The organism is Actinotalea sp. (assembly GCF_041597215.1).
In the GTDB taxonomy this organism is placed as follows: domain Bacteria; phylum Actinomycetota; class Actinomycetes; order Actinomycetales; family Cellulomonadaceae; genus Actinotalea.
On record NZ_JBFHHB010000030.1, the window covers coordinates 1 to 18,566 of the forward strand.

General features: G+C 72.8%; 17 protein-coding genes and 1 riboswitch. Of the genes, 13 read left to right on the forward strand and 4 right to left on the reverse strand.

Annotated features, from left to right (window positions below; translation table 11 throughout):
- Positions 1–820: EAL domain-containing protein (locus ABWK99_RS03930; RefSeq protein WP_372593394.1), on the forward strand; the 820-nt coding region annotated here is incomplete at its 5' end.
- 15 nt (positions 821–835) lie between these two features.
- Here ABWK99_RS03930 and ABWK99_RS03935 read toward each other — a convergent pair.
- The gene (locus ABWK99_RS03935) at positions 836–2,254 is read right to left on the reverse strand and encodes an NAD(P)/FAD-dependent oxidoreductase (protein WP_372593395.1); all 1,419 of its coding nucleotides are present in this window, start codon (positions 2,252–2,254) and stop codon (positions 836–838) included.
- Entirely contained in the window at positions 2,247–3,893 is a 1,647-nt protein-coding gene (locus ABWK99_RS03940; protein ID WP_372593396.1) for an amidohydrolase, read from the reverse strand. The genes ABWK99_RS03935 and ABWK99_RS03940 overlap by 8 nt, the downstream gene beginning before the upstream one ends.
- A 230-nt stretch (positions 3,894–4,123) precedes the next feature.
- Here ABWK99_RS03940 and ABWK99_RS03945 point away from each other — a divergent pair, with 230 nt between their 5' ends.
- From ABWK99_RS03945 to ABWK99_RS03985, 9 genes are all read left to right on the forward strand, one after another.
- Positions 4,124–4,576, forward strand: coding sequence for an N-acetyltransferase family protein (locus ABWK99_RS03945; protein WP_372593397.1), 453 nt, complete (start codon positions 4,124–4,126; stop codon positions 4,574–4,576).
- A 30-nt stretch (positions 4,577–4,606) separates the two neighbouring features.
- A riboswitch (guanidine-III (ykkC-III) riboswitch) is annotated at positions 4,607–4,671 on the forward strand.
- Positions 4,672–4,683: 12 nt separating this feature from the next.
- Positions 4,684–4,944, forward strand: a complete 261-nt coding sequence (locus tag ABWK99_RS03950; RefSeq protein WP_372593398.1) for a hypothetical protein — start codon at positions 4,684–4,686, stop codon at positions 4,942–4,944.
- A gap of 16 nt (positions 4,945–4,960) precedes the next feature.
- Complete coding sequence (locus ABWK99_RS03955) at positions 4,961–5,341, forward strand: YchJ family protein (RefSeq protein ID WP_372593399.1); 381 nt, start codon at positions 4,961–4,963, stop codon at positions 5,339–5,341.
- A 189-nt stretch (positions 5,342–5,530) separates the two neighbouring features.
- Positions 5,531–8,758 (forward strand): NAD(P)-binding protein, encoded by a 3,228-nt coding sequence (locus ABWK99_RS03960; RefSeq protein ID WP_372593400.1) that lies wholly within the window; start codon positions 5,531–5,533, stop codon positions 8,756–8,758.
- Positions 8,755–9,792, forward strand: a complete 1,038-nt coding sequence (locus ABWK99_RS03965) for an ABC transporter substrate-binding protein (RefSeq protein WP_372593401.1) — start codon at positions 8,755–8,757, stop codon at positions 9,790–9,792. Before ABWK99_RS03960 ends, ABWK99_RS03965 begins: the two co-directional genes overlap by 4 nt.
- Positions 9,770–10,567, forward strand: a complete 798-nt coding sequence (locus ABWK99_RS03970) for an ABC transporter permease (protein ID WP_372593402.1) — start codon at positions 9,770–9,772, stop codon at positions 10,565–10,567. The genes ABWK99_RS03965 and ABWK99_RS03970 overlap by 23 nt, the downstream gene beginning before the upstream one ends.
- Entirely contained in the window at positions 10,564–11,160 is a 597-nt protein-coding gene (locus tag ABWK99_RS03975) for an ATP-binding cassette domain-containing protein (protein WP_372593403.1), read from the forward strand. Before ABWK99_RS03970 ends, ABWK99_RS03975 begins: the two co-directional genes overlap by 4 nt.
- A 4-nt stretch (positions 11,161–11,164) precedes the next feature.
- A complete protein-coding gene (locus ABWK99_RS03980; RefSeq protein ID WP_372593404.1) occupies positions 11,165–12,331 on the forward strand; it encodes a serine hydrolase domain-containing protein in 1,167 nt (388 codons plus the stop codon).
- 70 nt (positions 12,332–12,401) lie between these two features.
- Positions 12,402–13,814: an NYN domain-containing protein gene (locus tag ABWK99_RS03985; RefSeq protein WP_372593405.1), complete on the forward strand. Its 1,413-nt coding sequence runs from the start codon at positions 12,402–12,404 to the stop codon at positions 13,812–13,814.
- On the opposite strand, the gene ABWK99_RS03990 is transcribed toward ABWK99_RS03985, so the two are convergent.
- Both ABWK99_RS03990 and ABWK99_RS03995 read right to left on the reverse strand, forming a co-directional pair.
- A complete protein-coding gene (locus ABWK99_RS03990) occupies positions 13,815–14,798 on the reverse strand; it encodes an alpha/beta hydrolase (protein WP_372593406.1) in 984 nt (327 codons plus the stop codon).
- Positions 14,799–14,811: 13 nt separating this feature from the next.
- Complete coding sequence (locus tag ABWK99_RS03995) at positions 14,812–15,690, reverse strand: diguanylate cyclase (RefSeq protein ID WP_372593407.1); 879 nt, start codon at positions 15,688–15,690, stop codon at positions 14,812–14,814.
- A 179-nt stretch (positions 15,691–15,869) separates the two neighbouring features.
- On the opposite strand from ABWK99_RS03995, the gene ABWK99_RS04000 reads away from it, so the two are divergent.
- The 3 genes from ABWK99_RS04000 to ABWK99_RS04010 form a co-directional block, all read left to right on the forward strand.
- Positions 15,870–16,313: a MarR family winged helix-turn-helix transcriptional regulator gene (locus tag ABWK99_RS04000; protein ID WP_372593408.1), complete on the forward strand. Its 444-nt coding sequence runs from the start codon at positions 15,870–15,872 to the stop codon at positions 16,311–16,313.
- Positions 16,314–16,403: 90 nt separating this feature from the next.
- Positions 16,404–17,408, forward strand: a complete 1,005-nt coding sequence (locus ABWK99_RS04005; protein WP_372593409.1) for an NADP-dependent oxidoreductase — start codon at positions 16,404–16,406, stop codon at positions 17,406–17,408.
- Positions 17,409–17,546: 138 nt separating this feature from the next.
- Positions 17,547–18,566: helix-turn-helix domain-containing protein (locus ABWK99_RS04010; RefSeq protein WP_372593410.1), on the forward strand; the 1,020-nt coding region annotated here is incomplete at its 3' end.

Sequence of the window (18,566 nt, forward strand, 5' to 3'; positions counted from 1 at the left end):
CAGCGCCGACAGCAAGCACCTCGCCGAGGAGCTCCGCTCGGCGCTGCTCGCCGACGCCCTCGTGCTGCACTACCAACCCGTGCTCGACCTGCGCACCGGGCGGGTCTGCGGGGTCGAGGCGCTGGTCAGGTGGCGGCACCCCGAGCGCGGGCTGCTCCAGCCCGCCGACTTCCTCGGCCCTGCCGAGGCGGCCGGCCTCATGGCGCCGCTGACCCGGGCTGTCCTCGCCCGGGCCATCGGGCAGACCGCACGGTGGCGTGCCGGAGGTCAGGAGCTCACGGTCGCCGTGAACCTGTCCGCCGGGAGCCTCCTGGACCGGGAGCTCCCCACGCTCGTGGTCGAGCTGCTCGCGGCGCACGACCTGCCTCCCGCCTTCCTGACGGTCGAGGTGGCGGAGGAGGTGCTGAGGCCCGAGCTCGCGCACGTGCGCGAGATCCTCGCCGGGCTGCGCTCCGCCGGGGTGACGATCGCTGTCGACTCGTTCGGCTCCGGCTTCACCTCGTTCGCCTACCTGCACGACCTGCCGGTCGACGAGGTCAAGCTCGACCGGAGGTTCGTCGGCGCCGCAGGCGATGACGCCCTGGCCGGTGCCGTGGTCACCTCCGCGACCGACCTGGCCCATGCGCTCGGTCTGCGGCTCGTCGCGGTGGGCGTGGAGGACGCGGCTGCGATCGACGACCTGGCGCGCCGGGGCTGCGACCTGGCCCAGGGTTTCGCCATGTCGGCGCCGCTGCCTGCGGACGAGCTCGAGTCGTGGCTCCACGAGCACGCAGCACCCGGCCTGCGCCGCCCGGCCGTCGACCGCCCGAACGCGGGCTGACCGCGCCCCCGCCGCTCAGGAGTCGAAGCCGAGACCGAGGGCGTCGAGGGTGCGCAGCAGCAGGTTGCGACGGCCGCCGCGGTGGTCGGCCCGGTCCAGCGACCACCGCGTCGCGTTGATCCCGATCGAGGCGAACGGCTCCGGCGGGAACGGGAGCGGCTTCTCGCGCACCATGCGCAAGGACGTGCGCTCCGTCTCCACCCCGTCGAGGAGGTCGAGCAGCACCTGCGCCGCGAAGCGGGTCGCGCCGACGCCCAGCCCGGTGAACCCCGTAGCGTACGCCACACGACCGCCGCGCGCCGTGCCCCAGAACGCGCAGAAGCGCGTGGACGTGTCGATGGCTCCAGCCCAGCGGTGGCTGAAGCGCACGTCCTCCAGCTGCGGGAAGGTCGTCAGGACATGGCTCGCGAGCCGCCGGAAGGACGCGTCCCTGTTCTCGTGCGCCGCGCTCATCCGTCCCCCGGTGGGGTAGATCGCGTCGTAGCCGCCGAACAGGAGGCGGTCGTCGGCACTGAGCCGGTAGTAGTGGAACTGGTTCCCCAGGTCGGAGACACCCTGGCGGTTCCGCCAGCCCAGTGCCGCCTTCTGCTCGCCGCTCAACGGCTCCGTCATGAGGGCGTAGTCGTACACCGGCACCGTCATCAAGCGGTTGCGCCGCAGCAGGGACGGGAAGGCGTTCGTCGCGAGCACGACGCGACGCGCACGGACCCGGGCCTGGTCCGTCACCAGCACGACCCGACCCGAGGCGCCGTCGTCGGCCACGGAGCGCACGACGGTGCGCTCGTGCAGGACGACTCCCGCCTCCTCCGCCGCGCGGGCCAGACCGACGGCGAGCTTGGCAGGGTGGACCAGCGCCGAGGAGCCGCGGTGCCACACGCCTCCGAGGTAGGTCGGCGAGTCGACCTCCGCGCGCACCTGCTGCTGGTCGAGCAGGACGTCCTCGGGCCCGGCCTCGAGCCAGTCGAGCTGGTGCGGCTCCACCGCGACGTCGAGCGAGCCGGTCCGCTCGAAGTCCGCGTCGATGCCCAGCTCGGCCAGGGTGCTCTCGATGGCGTCGAGGTTCTGCCTGCCGAGCTCCTCGAGGCGGTCGAACTCCTCGGGCCAGCGCCTGCGGCCGTTCTCCTCCCCGTGCGTCAGGGAGGCCTCGCAGAAGCCACCGTTGCGACCGGAGGCGGCCCAGCCGACGGTTCCGCCCTCCAGCAGGACGATCCTCGCCCCGGGGTCGCGCCGGGCGGCGAGCAGGGCCGTCCACAAGCCCGTGTACCCGCCGCCGACGATCGCCAGGTCGGCGTCCAGGTCGGCGCTCAGCGCGGGACGGCGCTCCGCTCCGGCGACGTCGTCGAGCCAGAAGGCACGCTGCCGGGAGCCCTCGAGGGCCCGGGTGACCCAGGCCTCCGGGGCCTGGTTCCGCTCGAAGACCGTCGACTCACGCATCGGTTTCCTTCCATACGCACACACCCTCGACGAAGGTCTGCAGGGTCCTGGTCGAGCCGATCTCCTCGGCCGGCCCGGCGAACGGGTCCCGGTCGACCACGACGAGGTCGGCACGGGCGCCGACCCGGATCGTGCCGGTCCCCTCGAGGTGGTTCACCCACGCCGAGCCCGCCGTGTAGGCGGTGATGGCCGTCGCCAGGTCGAGCCGCTGCTCCGGCAGGAAGGCGGGGTAGTCGCCCTCGGCATGGTCCCGGTGCGCCCGACGGTTCACCGCCGCGTGGATCGCCGCCCACGGGTCCGGGGTCGAGACCGACCAGTCCGAGCCCGCGGCGAGCACGGCCCCCGAGCGCCGCAGGTCACCCCAGGGGTACTGGCGCGACGCGCGCGGCTCACCGAGGAAGGGCAGTGCCAGGTCGACCATCTGGGGTTCGAGCACGGCCCACAGGGACTGCATGGTCGCGGTGACGCCGAGCTCGCGGAACCGCGGTACGTCGTCGGGGTGGACCACCTGGAGGTGGGCGATGTGGTGCCGGTTGTCCGACCGGCCGTTCGTCCGTAGCGCGGCCTCGAAGGCGTCCAGCGCCTCGCGCACCGCCCGGTCCCCGATGGCGTGCACGTGCACCTGGAAGCCCAGCGCGTCGAGCCGGGTGACCGCACGGTCGAGCAGCTCCGGTGCGACGAAGGAGATCCCGCTGTTGGACGTGCGGGCACCGGCCACGTCGAGGTACGGCTCGAGCATCGCCGCCGTGCCGTTCTCGACGATGCCGTCCTGCATGATCTTCACGCTCGTCGCCGCGAATCCCGCGGCCCGGTAGCTCTCGCGCAGCTCGACGAGCTCGTCGATCTGCTCCAGCCCCCGGTTGCGGTCCCACCACAGCGCACCGACCACCCGGCCGGTGAGCAGCCCGCGCTCGATCGCGTGGACGTAGGCCGGGCCGGCGTCACCCGCGTCGCCGTAGCCCCCGATGATCGCGTCCTGCCATGCCGTGACACCGACCGAGTGCAGGTACTCCTGCCCGAGCTGCAGCGCCCGGAGCATGTCCTCGTCGGAGGTGACGGGGAGCAGCCGGTTGACGAGGGTCATCGCCCCCTCGTGGAGGGTTCCGGTCGGCGTTCCGTCCGGGTCGCGCTCGATCCGGCCGTCGGGAGGATCGGGCGTGGTCCTGTCGATACCGGCCAACGCGAGAGCCCTGGAGCTCACCCACGCCCCGTGACCGTCCCGGTTGGGCAGGAAGGCTGGCCGGTCCCCGACGACGGCGTCGAGCTCGCTCGCGCGCGGGGTGCCACCGGGGAAGGCCGACATCTGCCAGCCGCCGCCGAGCAGCCAGGGATCGTCCGGGTGCTCGGCGGCGTAGCCGGCGATGCGTTCGAGGTACGCCTCGCGCGTGCTCAGCGGAGCCAGGTCGCACCGCATGAGGTCGAGCCCACCCCACACGGTGTGCACGTGCGCGTCCTGGAAGCCCGGAAGCAGCAGCCGCCCGTCGAGGTCGACGACCTCGGTCCGCTGACCGATCAGCCCGGCGACGGCGTCGTCGTGCCCGACGGCGACCACCCGGCCGGCGTGCACCGCGACCGCAGAGGCGCGGGTACCGGCAGCGTCACAGGTGAGCACCGGCCCCCCACGAAGCACGAGGTCCACCGGTCCACCGTCCGCGCCCTGCCGTCCCACGACCGACTCCCATCCGGCACGCAGCCGACCGCCGCATGCGCCGTCGACGACGACAGTCAATCGGTGATCACAGCCAATGGCAACCGAATCAGTGGTCGAGTCGCCGTTCCGCGCCGCTTTTCGTGGGTCGGAGGTCCCCATCCAACGAATCTGGTGAGACAGGTTCGCCTCGTTCACGGCCCTCCGGCCACAATGCCGGGATGAGCCTCCTCGTACGCAGGGCCGGCGCCGGTGACCTGGCAGCGGTCACCGCCCTCTTCACCGGCTACCTCGACTTCTACGCGACCCCTGCCCCGCCCGAGCGGGTCCGGGCCTTCCTCAGCGATCGGCTGCACTCAGGTGACAGCGTGATCCTGCTCGGCGAGCTCGACGGCCGGGCCGTCGGCCTCGCCCAGGTCTTCCCGACCCTGTCCTCGCTCGACCTGGCGACGCTGTGGACCCTCGGCGACCTCTTCGTCACCCCGGAGGCTCGAGGCGCCGGCGTCGGCCGGGCCCTGCTGCGGGCCGTGCTCGCCGAGGCCGCCCTCGCCGGCGCTGCCACCGTCGCCCTGGAGACCGCCCACGACAACACGCGGGCGCAGGGCCTCTACGAGTCGGAGGGATTCGTCCGGGACACGGTGTACCGGGTCTACAGCCGGCCCGTCGGCGACTGAGAGCGCACGCGGGGATGACATGATGGCGACGGCCCGGCGCCGCTGCGCCGCCCCGGACGAGACGCGCCGTACCCGGCCCGGAAGGACGACGCGACCGGGAGACAGTCGTGCACTCAGCCATCCAGATCAGCGCCTCTCTGCTCATCCTCGTGCCGTTCGTGCTGGCGCAGCTCGGCCGGCTGACCCCGACCTCGCTCGCCTACATCGTGCTCAACCTGGTGGGCTCCGCCGTGCTCGCGGTCGACGCCTTCCTCGGCGCGCAGTGGGGCTTCCTCCTGCTGGAGGGCGTGTGGGCCGCGGTCTCCGCGGTCTCGCTCCTGCGCTGGGCACGGAGCGCTCGCCGGCGGCGGGTCGCCCGCGAGGGCTGAGCGGGATACTGCTCGGGTGCCCACCACCCCGTGCCCCTGCCGCAGCGGCCTGAGCTACGACGAGTGCTGCGGACCGCTGCACCGGGGCCGGGCGGCGGCCGCGACAGCCGAGGCACTCATGCGCTCCCGCTTCAGCGCCTTCGCCCTCGGCGAGGAGGCCTACCTCCTGCGCACCTGGCACCCGAGCACCCGGCCCGACCACCTGGAGCTGGACGCGCAGCTGCGCTGGTACCGCCTCGACGTGACCAGCACCTCGCGTGGCGGCCCGTTCGACGACGCGGGCACCGTGGAGTTCACGGCGTACTACCGCTCCCCCGAGGGGGCCGGGACCCAGCACGAGGTGAGCCGCTTCGTCCGGGAGGGCGGCGCCTGGTCCTACCTCGACGGCACCACCTGAGGCCTCGCCCAGCGGGACCTCACGGGAGGCACCGGACCCCTAGCACCTAGGTCGGAAGTCCGACGACACCCTTGGTCCCAGACCCGTAGCGTGAAAACCGGAGCCAGCGTCGGCACCGGACCTCACGGGAGCGAGGACCCCCTCGCGCGTTCGCCGCTGCGCCGGACGAGGACCACTGGGGGTCTGATCGTGCGCCACATCTCGCCGAGCGACCGCGTCGCCATCACCGTGAACGGCCGCGAGGTCGAGGCAGCCGAAGGTCTGACCATCCTGGAGGCGGCCCAGCAGGCCGGCGTCGACGTCCCCTCGTTGTGCCAGGACATCCGGCTCGACCGGTCGAACGGCAACTGCGGGTTGTGCGTCGTGGAGGTCGGGCAGGAGCACCCGACCGACGTGAAGTCCTGCCTGACCCCGGTGCGGGCCGGGATGGTCATCACCACCCACACGCCCCGCCTCGAGGCCTACCGCAAGGTCCGCCTGGAACAGCTCCTGTGCGACCACAACGCGGACTGCGTCGCGCCCTGCGTGCAGACCTGCCCGGCGAACATCGACATCCAGACCTACCTCGCGCATGTCGCGGACGGGAACTACGAGGCCGCGATCCGCGTCATCAAGGACCGCAACCCCTTCCCCTCGGTGTGCGGCCGGGTCTGCCCGCACACCTGCGAGGACGCCTGCCGTCGCAACCTCGCGGACGAGCCCGTCGCGATCAACCACGTCAAGCGCTTCGCCGCCGACTGGGACATGGCCCGCGACGAGCCGTGGATCCCGCGCGTGGCCGAGCCGACCGGCAAGCGGCTCGCGATCGTCGGGGCCGGACCCTCCGGCCTGTCGGCTGCCTTCTACAGCGCGCTGGCCGGGCACGACGTCACGGTCTTCGAGCGGCGCAGCCATGCCGGCGGGATGATGCGCTACGGCATCCCCGAGTACCGCCTGCCGAAGACGACCCTCGACGAGGAGATCGGCATCATCCAGTCCATGGGTGTCGAGATCGTCACCCGCAAGGCGCTGGGCACGCACATCAACCTGGAGGACCTCAAGCGCGACTTCGACGCGGTCTACCTCGCGATCGGCTCCTGGCAGCCCAGCCCGTTGCGCATCGACGGGGAGAACCTCGAGGGCGTCTGGCTGGGGATCCAGTACCTCGAGCAGGTCACGAAGGGCATCGAGATCCCGCTCGGCGATCGCGTGCTCGTCATCGGCGGAGGGAACACGGCGATCGACTGCGCGCGCACGGCCCTGCGCAACGGCGCGCGGCGGGTCAGTCTCGTCTACCGCCGCACGCGCGAGGAGATGCCCGCCCAGGCCTTCGAGGTGGACGGGGCGCTGGACGAGGGCGTGGAGATGATCTTCCTCGCCTCCCCCGAGCGGATCACCGCCGAGGGCGGGACCAAGCAGCTTCACTGCATGCGGATGGAGCTCGGCGAGCCGGACAGGTCGGGCCGCCGCCGGCCGCTTCCCGTCGAGGGAAGCGACTTCGTGCTCGAGGCGGACACGATCATCGGCGCGATCGGCCAGAGCACCGACACCGGCTTCCTCTACAACGACCTCCCGGTGCGCCTGAACACGTGGGGCGACATCGACGTCGACGGCTTCACCATGCAGTCCTCCGAGTCCAAGATCTTCGCCGGGGGCGACTGCGTGACCGGGCCCGCCACGGTGATCCAGGCCGTGGCCGCCGGACGGCGCGCCGCGATGGCGATCGACGAGTTCATGGTCAAGGGATATGTGCGCCCCAGCCGGGAGGACTACTCCTGCAGCCGCGGCTCGCTGGAGGACCTCCCCCGCGCCGAGTTCGAGCACATCCCGCACCTCGCCCGCGCGACGATGCCCGAGCTCGAGCCCGTCGAGCGGGTGCTCGGCTTCGCCGAGGTGGAGACCGGCCTGACCGAGGCCCAGGCGCGCGCCGAGGCGGCCCGCTGCCTGGAGTGCGGCTGCTCCAAGCAGAACTCCTGCGCCCTGCGCGAGGAGGCCACCGAGCACCAGGTGGTGTTCTCCGCGCCCCTGCACGTGCGGCCGTACTCCCCGATCGTGCGGGACCACCCGTTCATCGTCCGCGACGACAACAAGTGCATCTCCTGCGGACGATGCGTCGCCGCCTGCGCGGAGATCGAGGGGCCGGGGGTCCTGGCCTTCCAGTTCGAGAACGGGCAGATGCGCGTCGGCACGCACAACGGGCAGCCGCTCGGCCTGACCGACTGCGTCTCCTGCGGGCAGTGCGTGCGGGCCTGCCCCACCGGGGCCCTGGACTACGTCCGCGAGCGCGGAGACGTGTTCACGGCCATCAACGACCCCGGCAAGGTCGTCGTCGGCTTCGTCGCCCCTGCCGTGCGCAGCGTCATCGCCGAGGAGTACGGGCTCGACGTCACCGAGGCGTCCGCGTTCATCGCGGGCCTGATGCGTCAGGTCGGGTTCGACAAGGTCTTCGACTTCTCCTTCGCCGCGGACCTGACGATCATGGAGGAGACGACGGAGTTCCTCGGCCGGGTGACCAACGGCGGGGTGCTCCCGCACTTCACCTCGTGCTGCCCCGGCTGGGTCAACCTCGTCGAGCGCCGCTGGCCGGAGATGATGCCGCACCTGTCGAGCTGCAAGTCCCCCCAGCAGATGATGGGCGCCACGGTGAAGAACCACTTCGCCCAGCAGGCCGGCATCGGGCTCGACGAGCTGCACGTCGTGTCGATCGTCCCGTGCCTGGCCAAGAAGTACGAGGCAGCGCGGCCCGAGTTCGCCCCGGAGGGGATCCGCGACGTCGACTCCGTGCTCACCACGACGGAGTTCCTGGAGATGGTGCGCATGCTGCGCCTGGAGCCCCAGGACGTGACACCTGCCGAGTTCGACGCCCCCTATGCGCGGGTGAGCGGCGCAGGGGTCCTGTTCGGCGCCTCGGGCGGCGTGGCAGAGGCCTCCCTGCGGATGGCCGTCGAGAAGCTGACAGGTGAGCCGCTGGTCGAGCACCTCGAGTTCCACGCGGTCCGCGGGCTGGAGGGGCTCAAGGAGGCGACCGTGACGGCCGGCGGCGCGACGGTCCGCGTCGCGGTGATCTCCGGGCTGAACAACGCCGAGCCCCTGGTCCGACGCATCATCGCGGGCGAGGACGTCGGCTACGACCTCGTCGAGGTCATGGCCTGCCCCGGCGGCTGCGTCAACGGCGCGGGGCACCCGATGCCCACCGTCGTCGGTGAGACCGCGAAGCGTCAGAAGGTCCTGGTGGACATCGACCGGACCTCGACCTACCGCAAGTCCCAGGAGAACCCCGACGTCCTGCGCCTGTACGAGGAGTTCTACGGCGAGCCGAACTCCGAGACGGCCCACCACCTGCTGCACACCAGCTACGCCCAGTTCCGCAAGCCGCCCTGCCCAGAGGTCGCACGTCAGGTGGCGCTCTCCGGCCTTCCCGAGACGGGCGAGCGATGAGGCGGGCGGGTGCGCTCGTCGCGGCGCTGACGGCGGTCGGGTTCCTGGTCGGCTGCGGCTCGTCGAGCACGACGACGGCCGCTCCGGCCACCTCCTCGCCGGCAGCGGTCGAGACGACCCCGGCCGACCCGACGACGATCCGCATCGCCTCCCTCAAGGGGCCGACCACGATGGGGCTCGTCGGGCTCATGCAGGACGCGGAGGCGGGCACCGCCGCCGAGGACTACCAGGTCGAGGTCTACGGGACCCCCGACGAGGTCGTCCCGCTCGTGGTCCAGGGCAACGTCGACATCGCCCTCGTGCCGGCGAACCTCGCCGCGGTGCTGTACGCGCGCACCCTGACGGACGACGGCGCGCAGGTGCAGGTCGCCGCGATCAACACCCTCGGGATGCTCGAGGTCGTCGAGGCGGGCGAGACCGTCGGGAGCATCGAGGACCTGCGGGGCCGCACGATCTACAGCACGGGCAAGGGAGCCTCTCCCGAGTTCGTCCTGGACTTCCTGCTGGCCCGGAACGGGATCGACCCGGACACCGACGTCACGGTGGAGTTCAAGAGCGAGGCCACCGAGGTCACCGCCCTGCTGGCGTCCGAGCCGGGGGCGATCGGGGTGCTCCCCCAGCCCTACGTGACCATCGTCAAGAGCCAGAACCCCGACGTGCGCACGGCGCTGAGCCTCGCCGAGGAGTGGGAGGAGGTCGCACCCGAGTCGACGATGGTCACCGGGGTCGTCATCGTCCGCACGGCCTTCGCCACCGAGCACCCCGAGGCCTTCGCGCAGTTCCTCACCGACTACGAGGCCTCCACGGCGTTCACCAACGAGCACCCGGAGGAGGCGGCGCCGCTCATCGTCGCCGCCGGGATCGTCCCCGCCGCACCGATCGCCGAGGCCGCGATCCCGGCCTGCCACATCACGTTCATCGCCGGGGCCGAGATGAAGGGCGACCTCGGTGGCTACCTCCAGGTCCTGTTCGACGCCGAGCCCGCGTCGGTCGGCGGAAGCCTGCCGGGCGATGACTTCTACCACGGCGGCTGAGGGCGCCGTCCGTCCCGTCTCCCACCGGCTCGGGCGGGCGGCGCTGGCCGTCACGTTCTGGTTGGGCGTCTGGCAGGTCGCCGCGGTGGCCGTCGACCAGCACGTGCTCCTCGTCACCCCGGCCGGTGCCTTCGGCCGGCTCGTCGAGCTCGTGGTCACGGTGGACTTCTGGGGGACCGTCGGGCACTCGCTCCTGCGGATCGGCGCCGGCTTCCTGCTCGCGGCGGCCGTGGGGATCCTCGGCGCGTCCCTCGCCCACCGGGTGCTGCTGGTGGACGTGCTGCTCACCCCCGCCCTCGCGGCGATCCGCAGCACCCCGGTCGTCAGCTTCATCATCCTCGTGCTGATCTGGTCCGGGAGCGGCACGCTCGCGGTCGTCATCAGCTTCCTCATGGTGCTGCCGATCCTCTACACGACGACCCTCGAGGGGATCCGGCACCGGGACCGCGCCCTGCTCGAGATGACCACCACCTTCCGGGTGCCGTGGGTGCGCCGGCTTCCCGTCGTCGACCTCCCCGCCGTGCTGCCGTTCGTGGTCGCCGGCTGCAAGGTCGGGGTAGGGCTCGCCTGGAAGAGCGGGATCGCGGCCGAGGTCATCGGACTGCCGCAGGGCAGCATCGGCGAGCAGCTCTACGAGGCGAAGATCTTCCTCAGCAGCGCGGACCTCTTCGCCTGGACCGTCGTCGTGGTGGCTCTCGCCTACGGGTTCGAGCGGCTGGTCCTGCTCCTGCTCGAGCGCACGGAGGCCCGGCTGGCCAGGGGCCCGGTCCGATGATCCGGCTGCGGGGGATCACCAAGGCCTACGGGGGACAGCACGTCCTCGACGGCCTCGACCTCGACCTTCCCGACGGGCGCGTGACGGCGGTGATGGGACCGAACGGCGTCGGCAAGACCACCCTTGCCCGCATCCTCCTGGGCCTGGAGACCCCGGACGCCGGGACGATCGACGGACTGGCCGGGCTCTCCTGCGCCGCCGTCTTCCAGGAGGACCGGCTGTGCGGGCAGCTGACGGCTGCCGGGAACGTCGCGCTCGTGCTCGAGCGGCGCACCCCTCCGTCCGCCGTGCACGCCGAGCTCGCGGCGGTGGGGCTCGACGCCGAGTCGCGGGCCAAGCCGGTCCGCGAGCTCTCCGGCGGGCAACGCCGCCGGGTCGTGATCGTCCGCGCCCTGGCGGCCGACGCCGACCTCCTGGTCCTGGACGAGCCGTTCAAGGGTCTCGACGCCACCGGGCGGGACCTGGTCATGGCCCATGTGCGCGCGCGGTCCGCCGGCCGCACCACGCTGTTCATCACCCACGACCCGGGGGAAGCGGAGCAGCTCGGCGACCAGCTGATCCACCTCGACCCGCCGACAGCGGACGTACGCTGAGACGATGCGACGAGGGCGTGCGCTCGGGATCGCCGCCCTGTCCACAGGGGCGGTCGTGCTCGCCGCGCTGGGCGCCTGGGCGATCGCCATCGGCCCCGACGCGGTCGGCCGGATCCTCACCCACGGGACCACGACCGTGTGGGACCACCTCGAGTACCCGGGCCGCACGACGCAGCCCGCCCCGACGCCCCGCCCATGGCCGTCGACCGCCGGCGACGAGCCAACGGTGACCCTTGACGGCAGCGTGCAGCCGGTCGACGAGCTCCTCGCCGCGCACGACGCTCTCGCCCTCGTGGTCGTGCACGACGGCAGCGTCGTCCACGAGTGGTCCTCCCCCGACCACGACCCCGGCACCCCGTCGATGCTCTTCTCCGTCTCGAAGTCGGTGACCTCCCTGCTCGTCGGCGCGGCGGTCCAGGACGGGTTGATCGGGTCCGTCGACGACCCGGTCACGCGGTACCTGCCGGAGCTCGCCACGCGGGGCTTCGACACCGTGACCGTCGAGGACGCCCTCCGGATGGACACGGGCTCGAGCTACGTCGAGGACGACAACCCCTTCGGCGTGCACGTGGAGTTCAACTACACCTCCGACCTGGAGTCCGCGATCCTCGCCCTGTCGGCAGGCGACCAGCACCGGGGCGAGTTCACCTACCGGTCGGGTGACAACGCCGTCCTCGGGCTGATCCTGCACCGGGTGCTGGCTCCCGAGTCGATCACCGAGTACCTCCAGCGTCGGTTCCTCGACCCGCTCGGCGCCGGGTCGTCCGGCCGGTGGAGCACCGACCGCGACGGTGGCCTCGAACGGACCTGGTGCTGCCTCGCCCTCACCGCTCGCGACCTGGCGCGGTTCGGCGAGCTCGTCCTCGACGACGGTGTCGTCGACGGCACCCGCCTCGTCCCGGAGGGCTGGCTGGCGGACTCGTTCAGCCCGGCGTACCCGCCGGAGCGGTGGCCGACCTCCCTCGCCGACTCCCCCTTGACCGGCTACGGCTACCAGTGGTGGCTGGCGGGGGACGACGCCGTCGTCGCACTCGGCAAGGACGGCCAGTACCTGTACGTCGACCGCTCGCGCGACGTCGTCGTGGTCCGCACGGGGACCTCCCAGGGCGGGATCGGCTGGGTCGACCTGCTGGCCGAGATCGCCACGACCGTCCCGCTCGGCGCACCGTAGCCACGGCTCGGCGGGCGGGCGCACGGCCCGAGGCCGGGGCGAGGAGGGCGTCGTGGTGAAGGATGGGCCCGTGACCACCGAGACCCCCGAGGCGACCCGTCGCCTGCGCTGCGCCCTGTTCGTCGACTTCGACAACGTCTACCTCGGACTGCAGCGACTCGACCCCGCGGCTGCCGAAGCGTTCGCCGGGTCCCCTGGGCACTGGCTCAGCGCACTGGAGTCCGGGCTCGACGAGGACGGGGAGTTCACCCGCCGGTTCCTGGTGCGGGCCTGCTACCTCAACCCCTCCGCGTTCTCGCAGTTCCGGCCGAACTTCACCCGCGCGGGGTTCAGCGTCGTGGACTGCCCCTCGCTGACGCAGCAGGGCAAGTCCAGCGCCGACATCAACCTCGTGCTCGACGCCGTGGACGCCCTCGCGGCGGAGACCCGCTACGACGAGTTCGTCATCCTCTCCGCCGACGCGGACTTCACCCCGCTCGTCCTGCGCTGCCGGGCAGCCGACCGCCGGGTGACCGTCGTCACCGCCGGGCCCGCCGCGAGCGCCTACAAGTCCGTCGCCGACACGGTCGTCACGGCCGATCAGTTCACCGAGCTGGTCCTGGGCACGGACGAGGCCGCGACCGACTTCGCCGACCTGCGCGAGGTGCCCGCGGGCGACCCCGCGCCGGGCACCACCACGTCGGGGTCGAAGCGGGGCTCGACGGCCTCCGGTACCCCGGCAGCCAAGGCCACCGCGAGCCCCACGCGCAGCGGATCCCGGCGTGCCACCGACGCCGGGACGGCGAAGTCCGCCACGCCGACCCCCGCCGCGGCTCCTGCCGAGCCGCCCACGAGCACCGGCCCGACCTCGAACCCCGCCGCGCGTCGCGCCGTCCTCCGCCGGGTCCGCGGGGCGGACCGGCCCCTCAAGGGCGGCGAGGTCGCCAACGTCGCGCACAAGGCCGACCCGAGCCTGCCGACCTCGGACTGGCAGGGCTCCGGCGGCTTCTTCGCCTGGCTCAGCGCGGCCGTCCCCGAGCTCCGGTGGGCCACGAAGCCGGCCCCTGGCTTCGTCTGGGACCCCAAGCGGTTCAGCGAGACGGACCTGCCGGGCCTCGAGCCCGTCGACCTGCCGCCCTTGCAGCGGCAGGTGGTCGACGTCACCGAGATCCCCAACCTCCCGGCCGACCTCTACCGCACGCTCCTGGACACCCTCGCCAAGGACATCAGGACCACCCCCTTCGACCGCCCGGAGACGGCACGCCGGGTCCGCGACGCCTGCCAGGCCACCGGCGCGACGATCGGCCGGGCCTCGGTCAACACCGTGATCTCCGGTCTCCTGTACGCGGGACTCGACCTCGCGGCCAAGCCGACGGCGACGGTCATCGCGGAGACCTGGGCGGACAACGTCATCGGCCTGTGCCGGGGCGCCCGGATGGACCTGCGACCCCAGGACGTCGTCGCGATCCGCAGCTGGGTCTCCGGGGGCATCCTCAGCGCGTGATCAGGGGAGGTCCACGAGCGAGGCGACGAAGCCCGTGGTGAGCTCGGCGATCCGGGCGCGCGCCTCGTCCGCCGGCAGCGTCGGGACACCGTCTCCGGACTGCTGGCCGTAGTCGCCGAAGGAGGCGTGCGAGGCGCCCTCGATCTCGACGAGCTCGGCCGCGGGCGGGAGCAGCGCACGCGAGTCGTCGATCTCGGCGGGGGTGGACAGCCCGTCCCTGCTCCCCGAGATCGAGAGCACCGCCGCGTCGAGGCTCGCACTCAGATCCGATGCGGGGTACGAGGCGTACAGCAGCAGGCCGACGACGGGGGCCGTCCCGTCCTCGTCGTGGGCGTCGGCGTCCATCGCCGCGACCGTCCCGCCGAGGGAGTGCCCGCCGACCACCCAGGACTCCACCTCGGGGTGGGCGGCGCGCGCCCGCTCGAAGGCGGAGACGGCAAGGAAGGCGATCCCCAGGGGCTGCTTGGGGACGACCACGAGGACCCCCGACGCGGCAAGCGGTCGGAGCACGGCGGCGTAGGCACGGGCGTCGACCTTGGCGCCCGGCTGGAACAGGAGCGCCGTCGGCACCCCCTCGCCGCTGGGGCGCAGCTCGATCCAGGTCGCGGTCTCGACGACCTCGACGCCGGGACCAGAGGTCATCGCCTCGAGCGCGGGCTGGACCGCTCCGAGCGGCCGGAGCCAGGCGAGGACGCCGAGCCAGACGACGACGCCCACGGCGGCGAGGACCCGCCCGGTCCGGCGGCGCAGCGACGGACCGCGGGCCGCTCCTTCCGTGGCCGGACCTGCCCCGGAGGCACCGGGCGAGGCCCGACGACCGCGCCGCACCGCCCGGAGGAGCGCGACGAGCGAGAGCAGCAGCGTGACCGCGAGGAGCGCGGGGTAGGCCGGGTGCGCGTGGACGAGGGCGGATCCCGCCGCGAAGCCGACGACGAGGGCCGTGGCGATCAGGGCGGCGAGCCGAGTGAGGAGGAGCCACGGCACGCGCGCTCGCGCCTCAGACACTCGCCCGTCCGTGGTGCTTGACCCGGTACATCGCGGCGTCGGCGGCGGCCACCAGGCCCGCGGCGTCGGAGTCGGGCCCGGCCGTGGCGGAGCCGACACTGACCCCGCACTCCACGCTCACCTCGTCCGCGCCGACCTGGATGACGAAGGGCTCGGCGAGGAGCTGCTCGAGCCGCCGGTCGCAGCAGACGTCACCGTCAGCCGTGCACTCCTGGAGCACGACGAACTCGTCGCCGCCCACCCGGGCGATGGCGTCGGCGGTGCGCACCGAGCGTTCCAGCCGGCGCGCGACCTCCCTCAGGACGTCATCCCCCGCGCCGTGCCCGTACGCGTCGTTGACGGCCTTGAAGCCGTCGAGGTCGAGGTAGGACAGGACGAGCCGGTCCCCCGAGCGGCGCGAGCGGGCCAGGGCTGCGTCGAGGAGCTCGTCGAGCAGTCGACGGTTGGCCAGCCCGGTGAGCTCGTCGCGCAGCGCGAGCTCGCGGGAGCGCTCCTCGCTCGCCGCCAGGCGCAGCTCGGCGTTGCGTCGCTCGGTGACGTCGCGGCCGATCGCCACCACCTGGTGCACGCCCCCGGAGTCGAGGAAGTGGTCGGTCCACTCCGTCCACCCGTCGCCGCGCGTGGGCGTGAGGTTGTCGTGCAGCAGCGGGGCGTGCGGACCGATGCGATCGATCTGTCGTCGCAACGACTCCTGCTCGGTCGCGGTGAGCACCTCGTCCATCGCGCGCCCCACGAAGTCCCCGGGGGACCCGCCGTTGGCCTCGGCCCACGACCGGTTGCAGTACAGGATCGTCAGGTCGTCGAGGCGGTAGCGGACGATGCGCTCGACCAGGAGGTCCAGGACCTCGTCCGCCGGGACCTCGGGTGTCATCCCGCCTCCCTCGCGTCGAACCCGCCGGCCCCCTACCCGCGGCGACCGGGACGGCCCCGGCGCTCCTCACGCACCCTATCGACCGGGACGGCCGCGAACTGAGGATTGCGGGCACGCGTTACTGGGCCGGTCCCCATCGATAAGTTGTGCACAATTTGATTGCGGTATACATTCTGGGCATGGACCCGGACGGCTCGCTGCAGGCACAGGTCTGCTTCTCGCTGCACGCAGCCTCCCGTGCCACGACCACGGCCTACCGGGGACTGCTGGACTCGCTCGGCCTGACCTATCCGCAGTACCTGGTGATGCTCGCCCTGTGGGAGCAGGACGGACGAGCGGTCGGCGACCTGTGCGCGGCCCTCGACCTCGACACCGGGACGCTCTCCCCCCTGCTCAAGCGCCTCGAGGCCCGGGGCCTGGTGGAGCGCCGACGCCGCGCCTCGGACGAGCGACGGGTCGACATCCACCTCAGCGAGGCGGGGCGAGAGCTCGAGGAGAGGGCGAGCCACATCCCCGCCCGCCTGGCGGAGGCCACCGGGCTGAGCCCCGCCGAGCTCGACGCCCTGCGCGAGACCCTCGACCGCCTCCGTCACGCGCTGGCCGCGACCGACCACGGCGACTGACCCGGCAGCACCTGCCTCGTCACCCCCACGTGCCGACTCCACCCGAGCCCGGCCTGACCCCTGTCGCCCACCGGCGGCCCAGGAGGAACCATGAGCACCACCGCCCGCCAGATCCACCTCGCCTCCCGCCCCCACGGCTGGCCCACCCTCGACACCTTCCGCATGGTCGACGTCGCCCTTCCCGAGCTCACGGAGGGCCAGGTCCTGGTACGCAACACCGTGATGAGCGTGGATCCGTACATGCGCGGCCGGATGAACGACGTGAAGTCCTACACCCCGCCCTTCCAGCTCGACCAGCCGCTCGAGGGCGGGGCGGTCGGCGAGGTGATCGCCTCGCGGTCCGCCGAGCGCGCCGTGGGCGACATGGTGCTGCACGGGTCCGGATGGCGCTCGCACGCCGTTCTCGACGCCGCTGCCACCCGGGTCGTCGACACGACGCTCGCCCCGGCGGACGCGTACCTCGGTGCGCTCGGCATGACCGGGCTGACCGCCTACGCCGGCCTGACCGCCGTCGCCGGGTTCGCTCCGGGGGACACCGTCTTCGTCTCGGGTGCGGCCGGCGCGGTCGGCAGCCTCGTCGGGCAGATCGCCAGACTGCTCGGCGCCGCGCGGGTGATCGGCAGCGCCGGCTCCGCGGCCAAGGTCGCGCACCTGCTCGAGCTCGGTTTCGACGCCGCCTTCGACTACCACGACGGCTCGGTCGCCGAGCAGCTCGCCGCCGCCGCACCCGACGGCATCGACGTCTACTTCGACAACGTCGGCGGGGAGCACCTCGAGGCCGCCATCGCCGTGATGAACCGCGGCGGGCGGGTCGCGATGTGCGGCGCCATCAGCATGTACAACAGCACCGAGCCGCCCGCCGCTCCGCGCAACCTCGCGCAGGCGATCGGCAAGGAGCTCACGCTCCGTGGCTTCATCATCGGCTCGTACCAGCACCTCGCCGGGGAGTACGCCCAGCGCATGGGTGCCTGGCTCGCGGCCGACGAGATCCACGTCGACCAGACGACGGTCGAGGGCCTGGACAACGCGCCGGAGGCCTTCCTGGCGCTCATGCGCGGGGAGAACACCGGGAAGATGCTCGTCTCGCTCTCCTGAGCGCCGGCCTGGACCGGCCCGCGGGCGCGCCGGTCCAGGCCACCGTCGACCAGGCCGGACACCGGCAGGCCCTATGCTCCGCAGCACAGGAGGTGCGCGCCTCGAACAGGTCGCGGCGCGGTCGCGGGGGGCCGGGCCATGACCGACACAGCTGACGATCTCGACGCCATAGCGACGCGGGAGGAGCTCGCGGTCGCGCTCACCTCGCTACGCGAGCGGGCCGGGCTGTCGATCCGCGACCTCGCCCGAGCCGTGGGCATCCCGGCCGCGACGATCGGCGGCTACTTCAGCGGGCGGCACGTCCCGGGGGTCGCCGCCGTCCCGCACGTCCGCGAGGTCCTGGCGGCCTGCGGGGTGCCCCCGGCGGAGGTCGAGGACTGGCTCGACGTGATCGCCCGGGTGCGCAGGGCTCCCGGGCCCCGTCGCACGGCCGAGATGCCGTACCGGGGCCTGGCCGCGTTCCAGCCGGAGGACGCCGGCTGGTTCTTCGGCCGCGAGCGGCTGACCGAGGTCCTGGTCTCGACGGTCCGCGCCTCCACCGCGAGCCCGGTGATCGTCGTCGGGGCCTCCGGCGCCGGGAAGTCCAGCCTGCTCCGCGCCGGGCTCATCCCCGCCCTGGCCACGCCCGGCGGCGACGGGTCTCCCTCGCTCGACGCGATCCTGCTGACCCCCGGCCCGCACCCCTCGACCGCGCTGGCCGCAGCTCTGCCTGCCGCGGCCGACCCCACGCGCACCCTGCTCGTGGTGGATCAGCTCGAGGAGCTGTTCACCTCCTGCCTCTCGGCCGCCGAGCGCACGAGCTTCGTCGAGGAGGTCACCGCTCTCGTCACCGGCGGTATGCGCGTGGTGCTCGGCCTCCGCGCCGACTTCTACGGCGAGGCCTTGCGCTTCCCCGCGCTGGCGGCCGCCCTGGCGGACCACCAGGTCATCGTCGGGCCGATGACGGTCGACGAGCTGCGCAGCGCCGTCGTGCAGCCCGCGCGCCTGGCGTCCATCGAGCTCGAGCCCGGCCTCGTCGACATGGTCCTGGACGACCTCGTCGGCGGGCGCCGCGGAACGGAGCACGACCCGGGCGCGCTCCCCCTGCTCGCCCACAGCCTCTACGAGACCTGGCGGCTCGGTGGGGGCCGACGGTTGACCCTCGCCCACCTGGTCGAG

Bases quoted from the DNA above. Each gene is read 5' to 3' on its own strand.
- ABWK99_RS03935 (WP_372593395.1), bottom strand. From the start codon at position 2,254: ATGCGTGAGTCGACGGTCTTCGAGCGGAACCAGGCCCCGGAGGCCTGG.
- ABWK99_RS03945 (WP_372593397.1), top strand. From the start codon at position 4,124: ATGAGCCTCCTCGTACGCAGGGCCGGCGCCGGTGACCTGGCAGCGGTC.
- ABWK99_RS03965 (WP_372593401.1), top strand. From the start codon at position 8,755: ATGAGGCGGGCGGGTGCGCTCGTCGCGGCGCTGACGGCGGTCGGGTTC.
- ABWK99_RS03970 (WP_372593402.1), top strand. From the start codon at position 9,770: ATGACTTCTACCACGGCGGCTGAGGGCGCCGTCCGTCCCGTCTCCCAC.
- ABWK99_RS03975 (WP_372593403.1), top strand. From the start codon at position 10,564: ATGATCCGGCTGCGGGGGATCACCAAGGCCTACGGGGGACAGCACGTC.
- ABWK99_RS03980 (WP_372593404.1), top strand. From the start codon at position 11,165: ATGCGACGAGGGCGTGCGCTCGGGATCGCCGCCCTGTCCACAGGGGCG.
- ABWK99_RS03995 (WP_372593407.1), bottom strand. From the start codon at position 15,690: ATGACACCCGAGGTCCCGGCGGACGAGGTCCTGGACCTCCTGGTCGAG.
- ABWK99_RS04000 (WP_372593408.1), top strand. From the start codon at position 15,870: ATGGACCCGGACGGCTCGCTGCAGGCACAGGTCTGCTTCTCGCTGCAC.
- ABWK99_RS04005 (WP_372593409.1), top strand. From the start codon at position 16,404: ATGAGCACCACCGCCCGCCAGATCCACCTCGCCTCCCGCCCCCACGGC.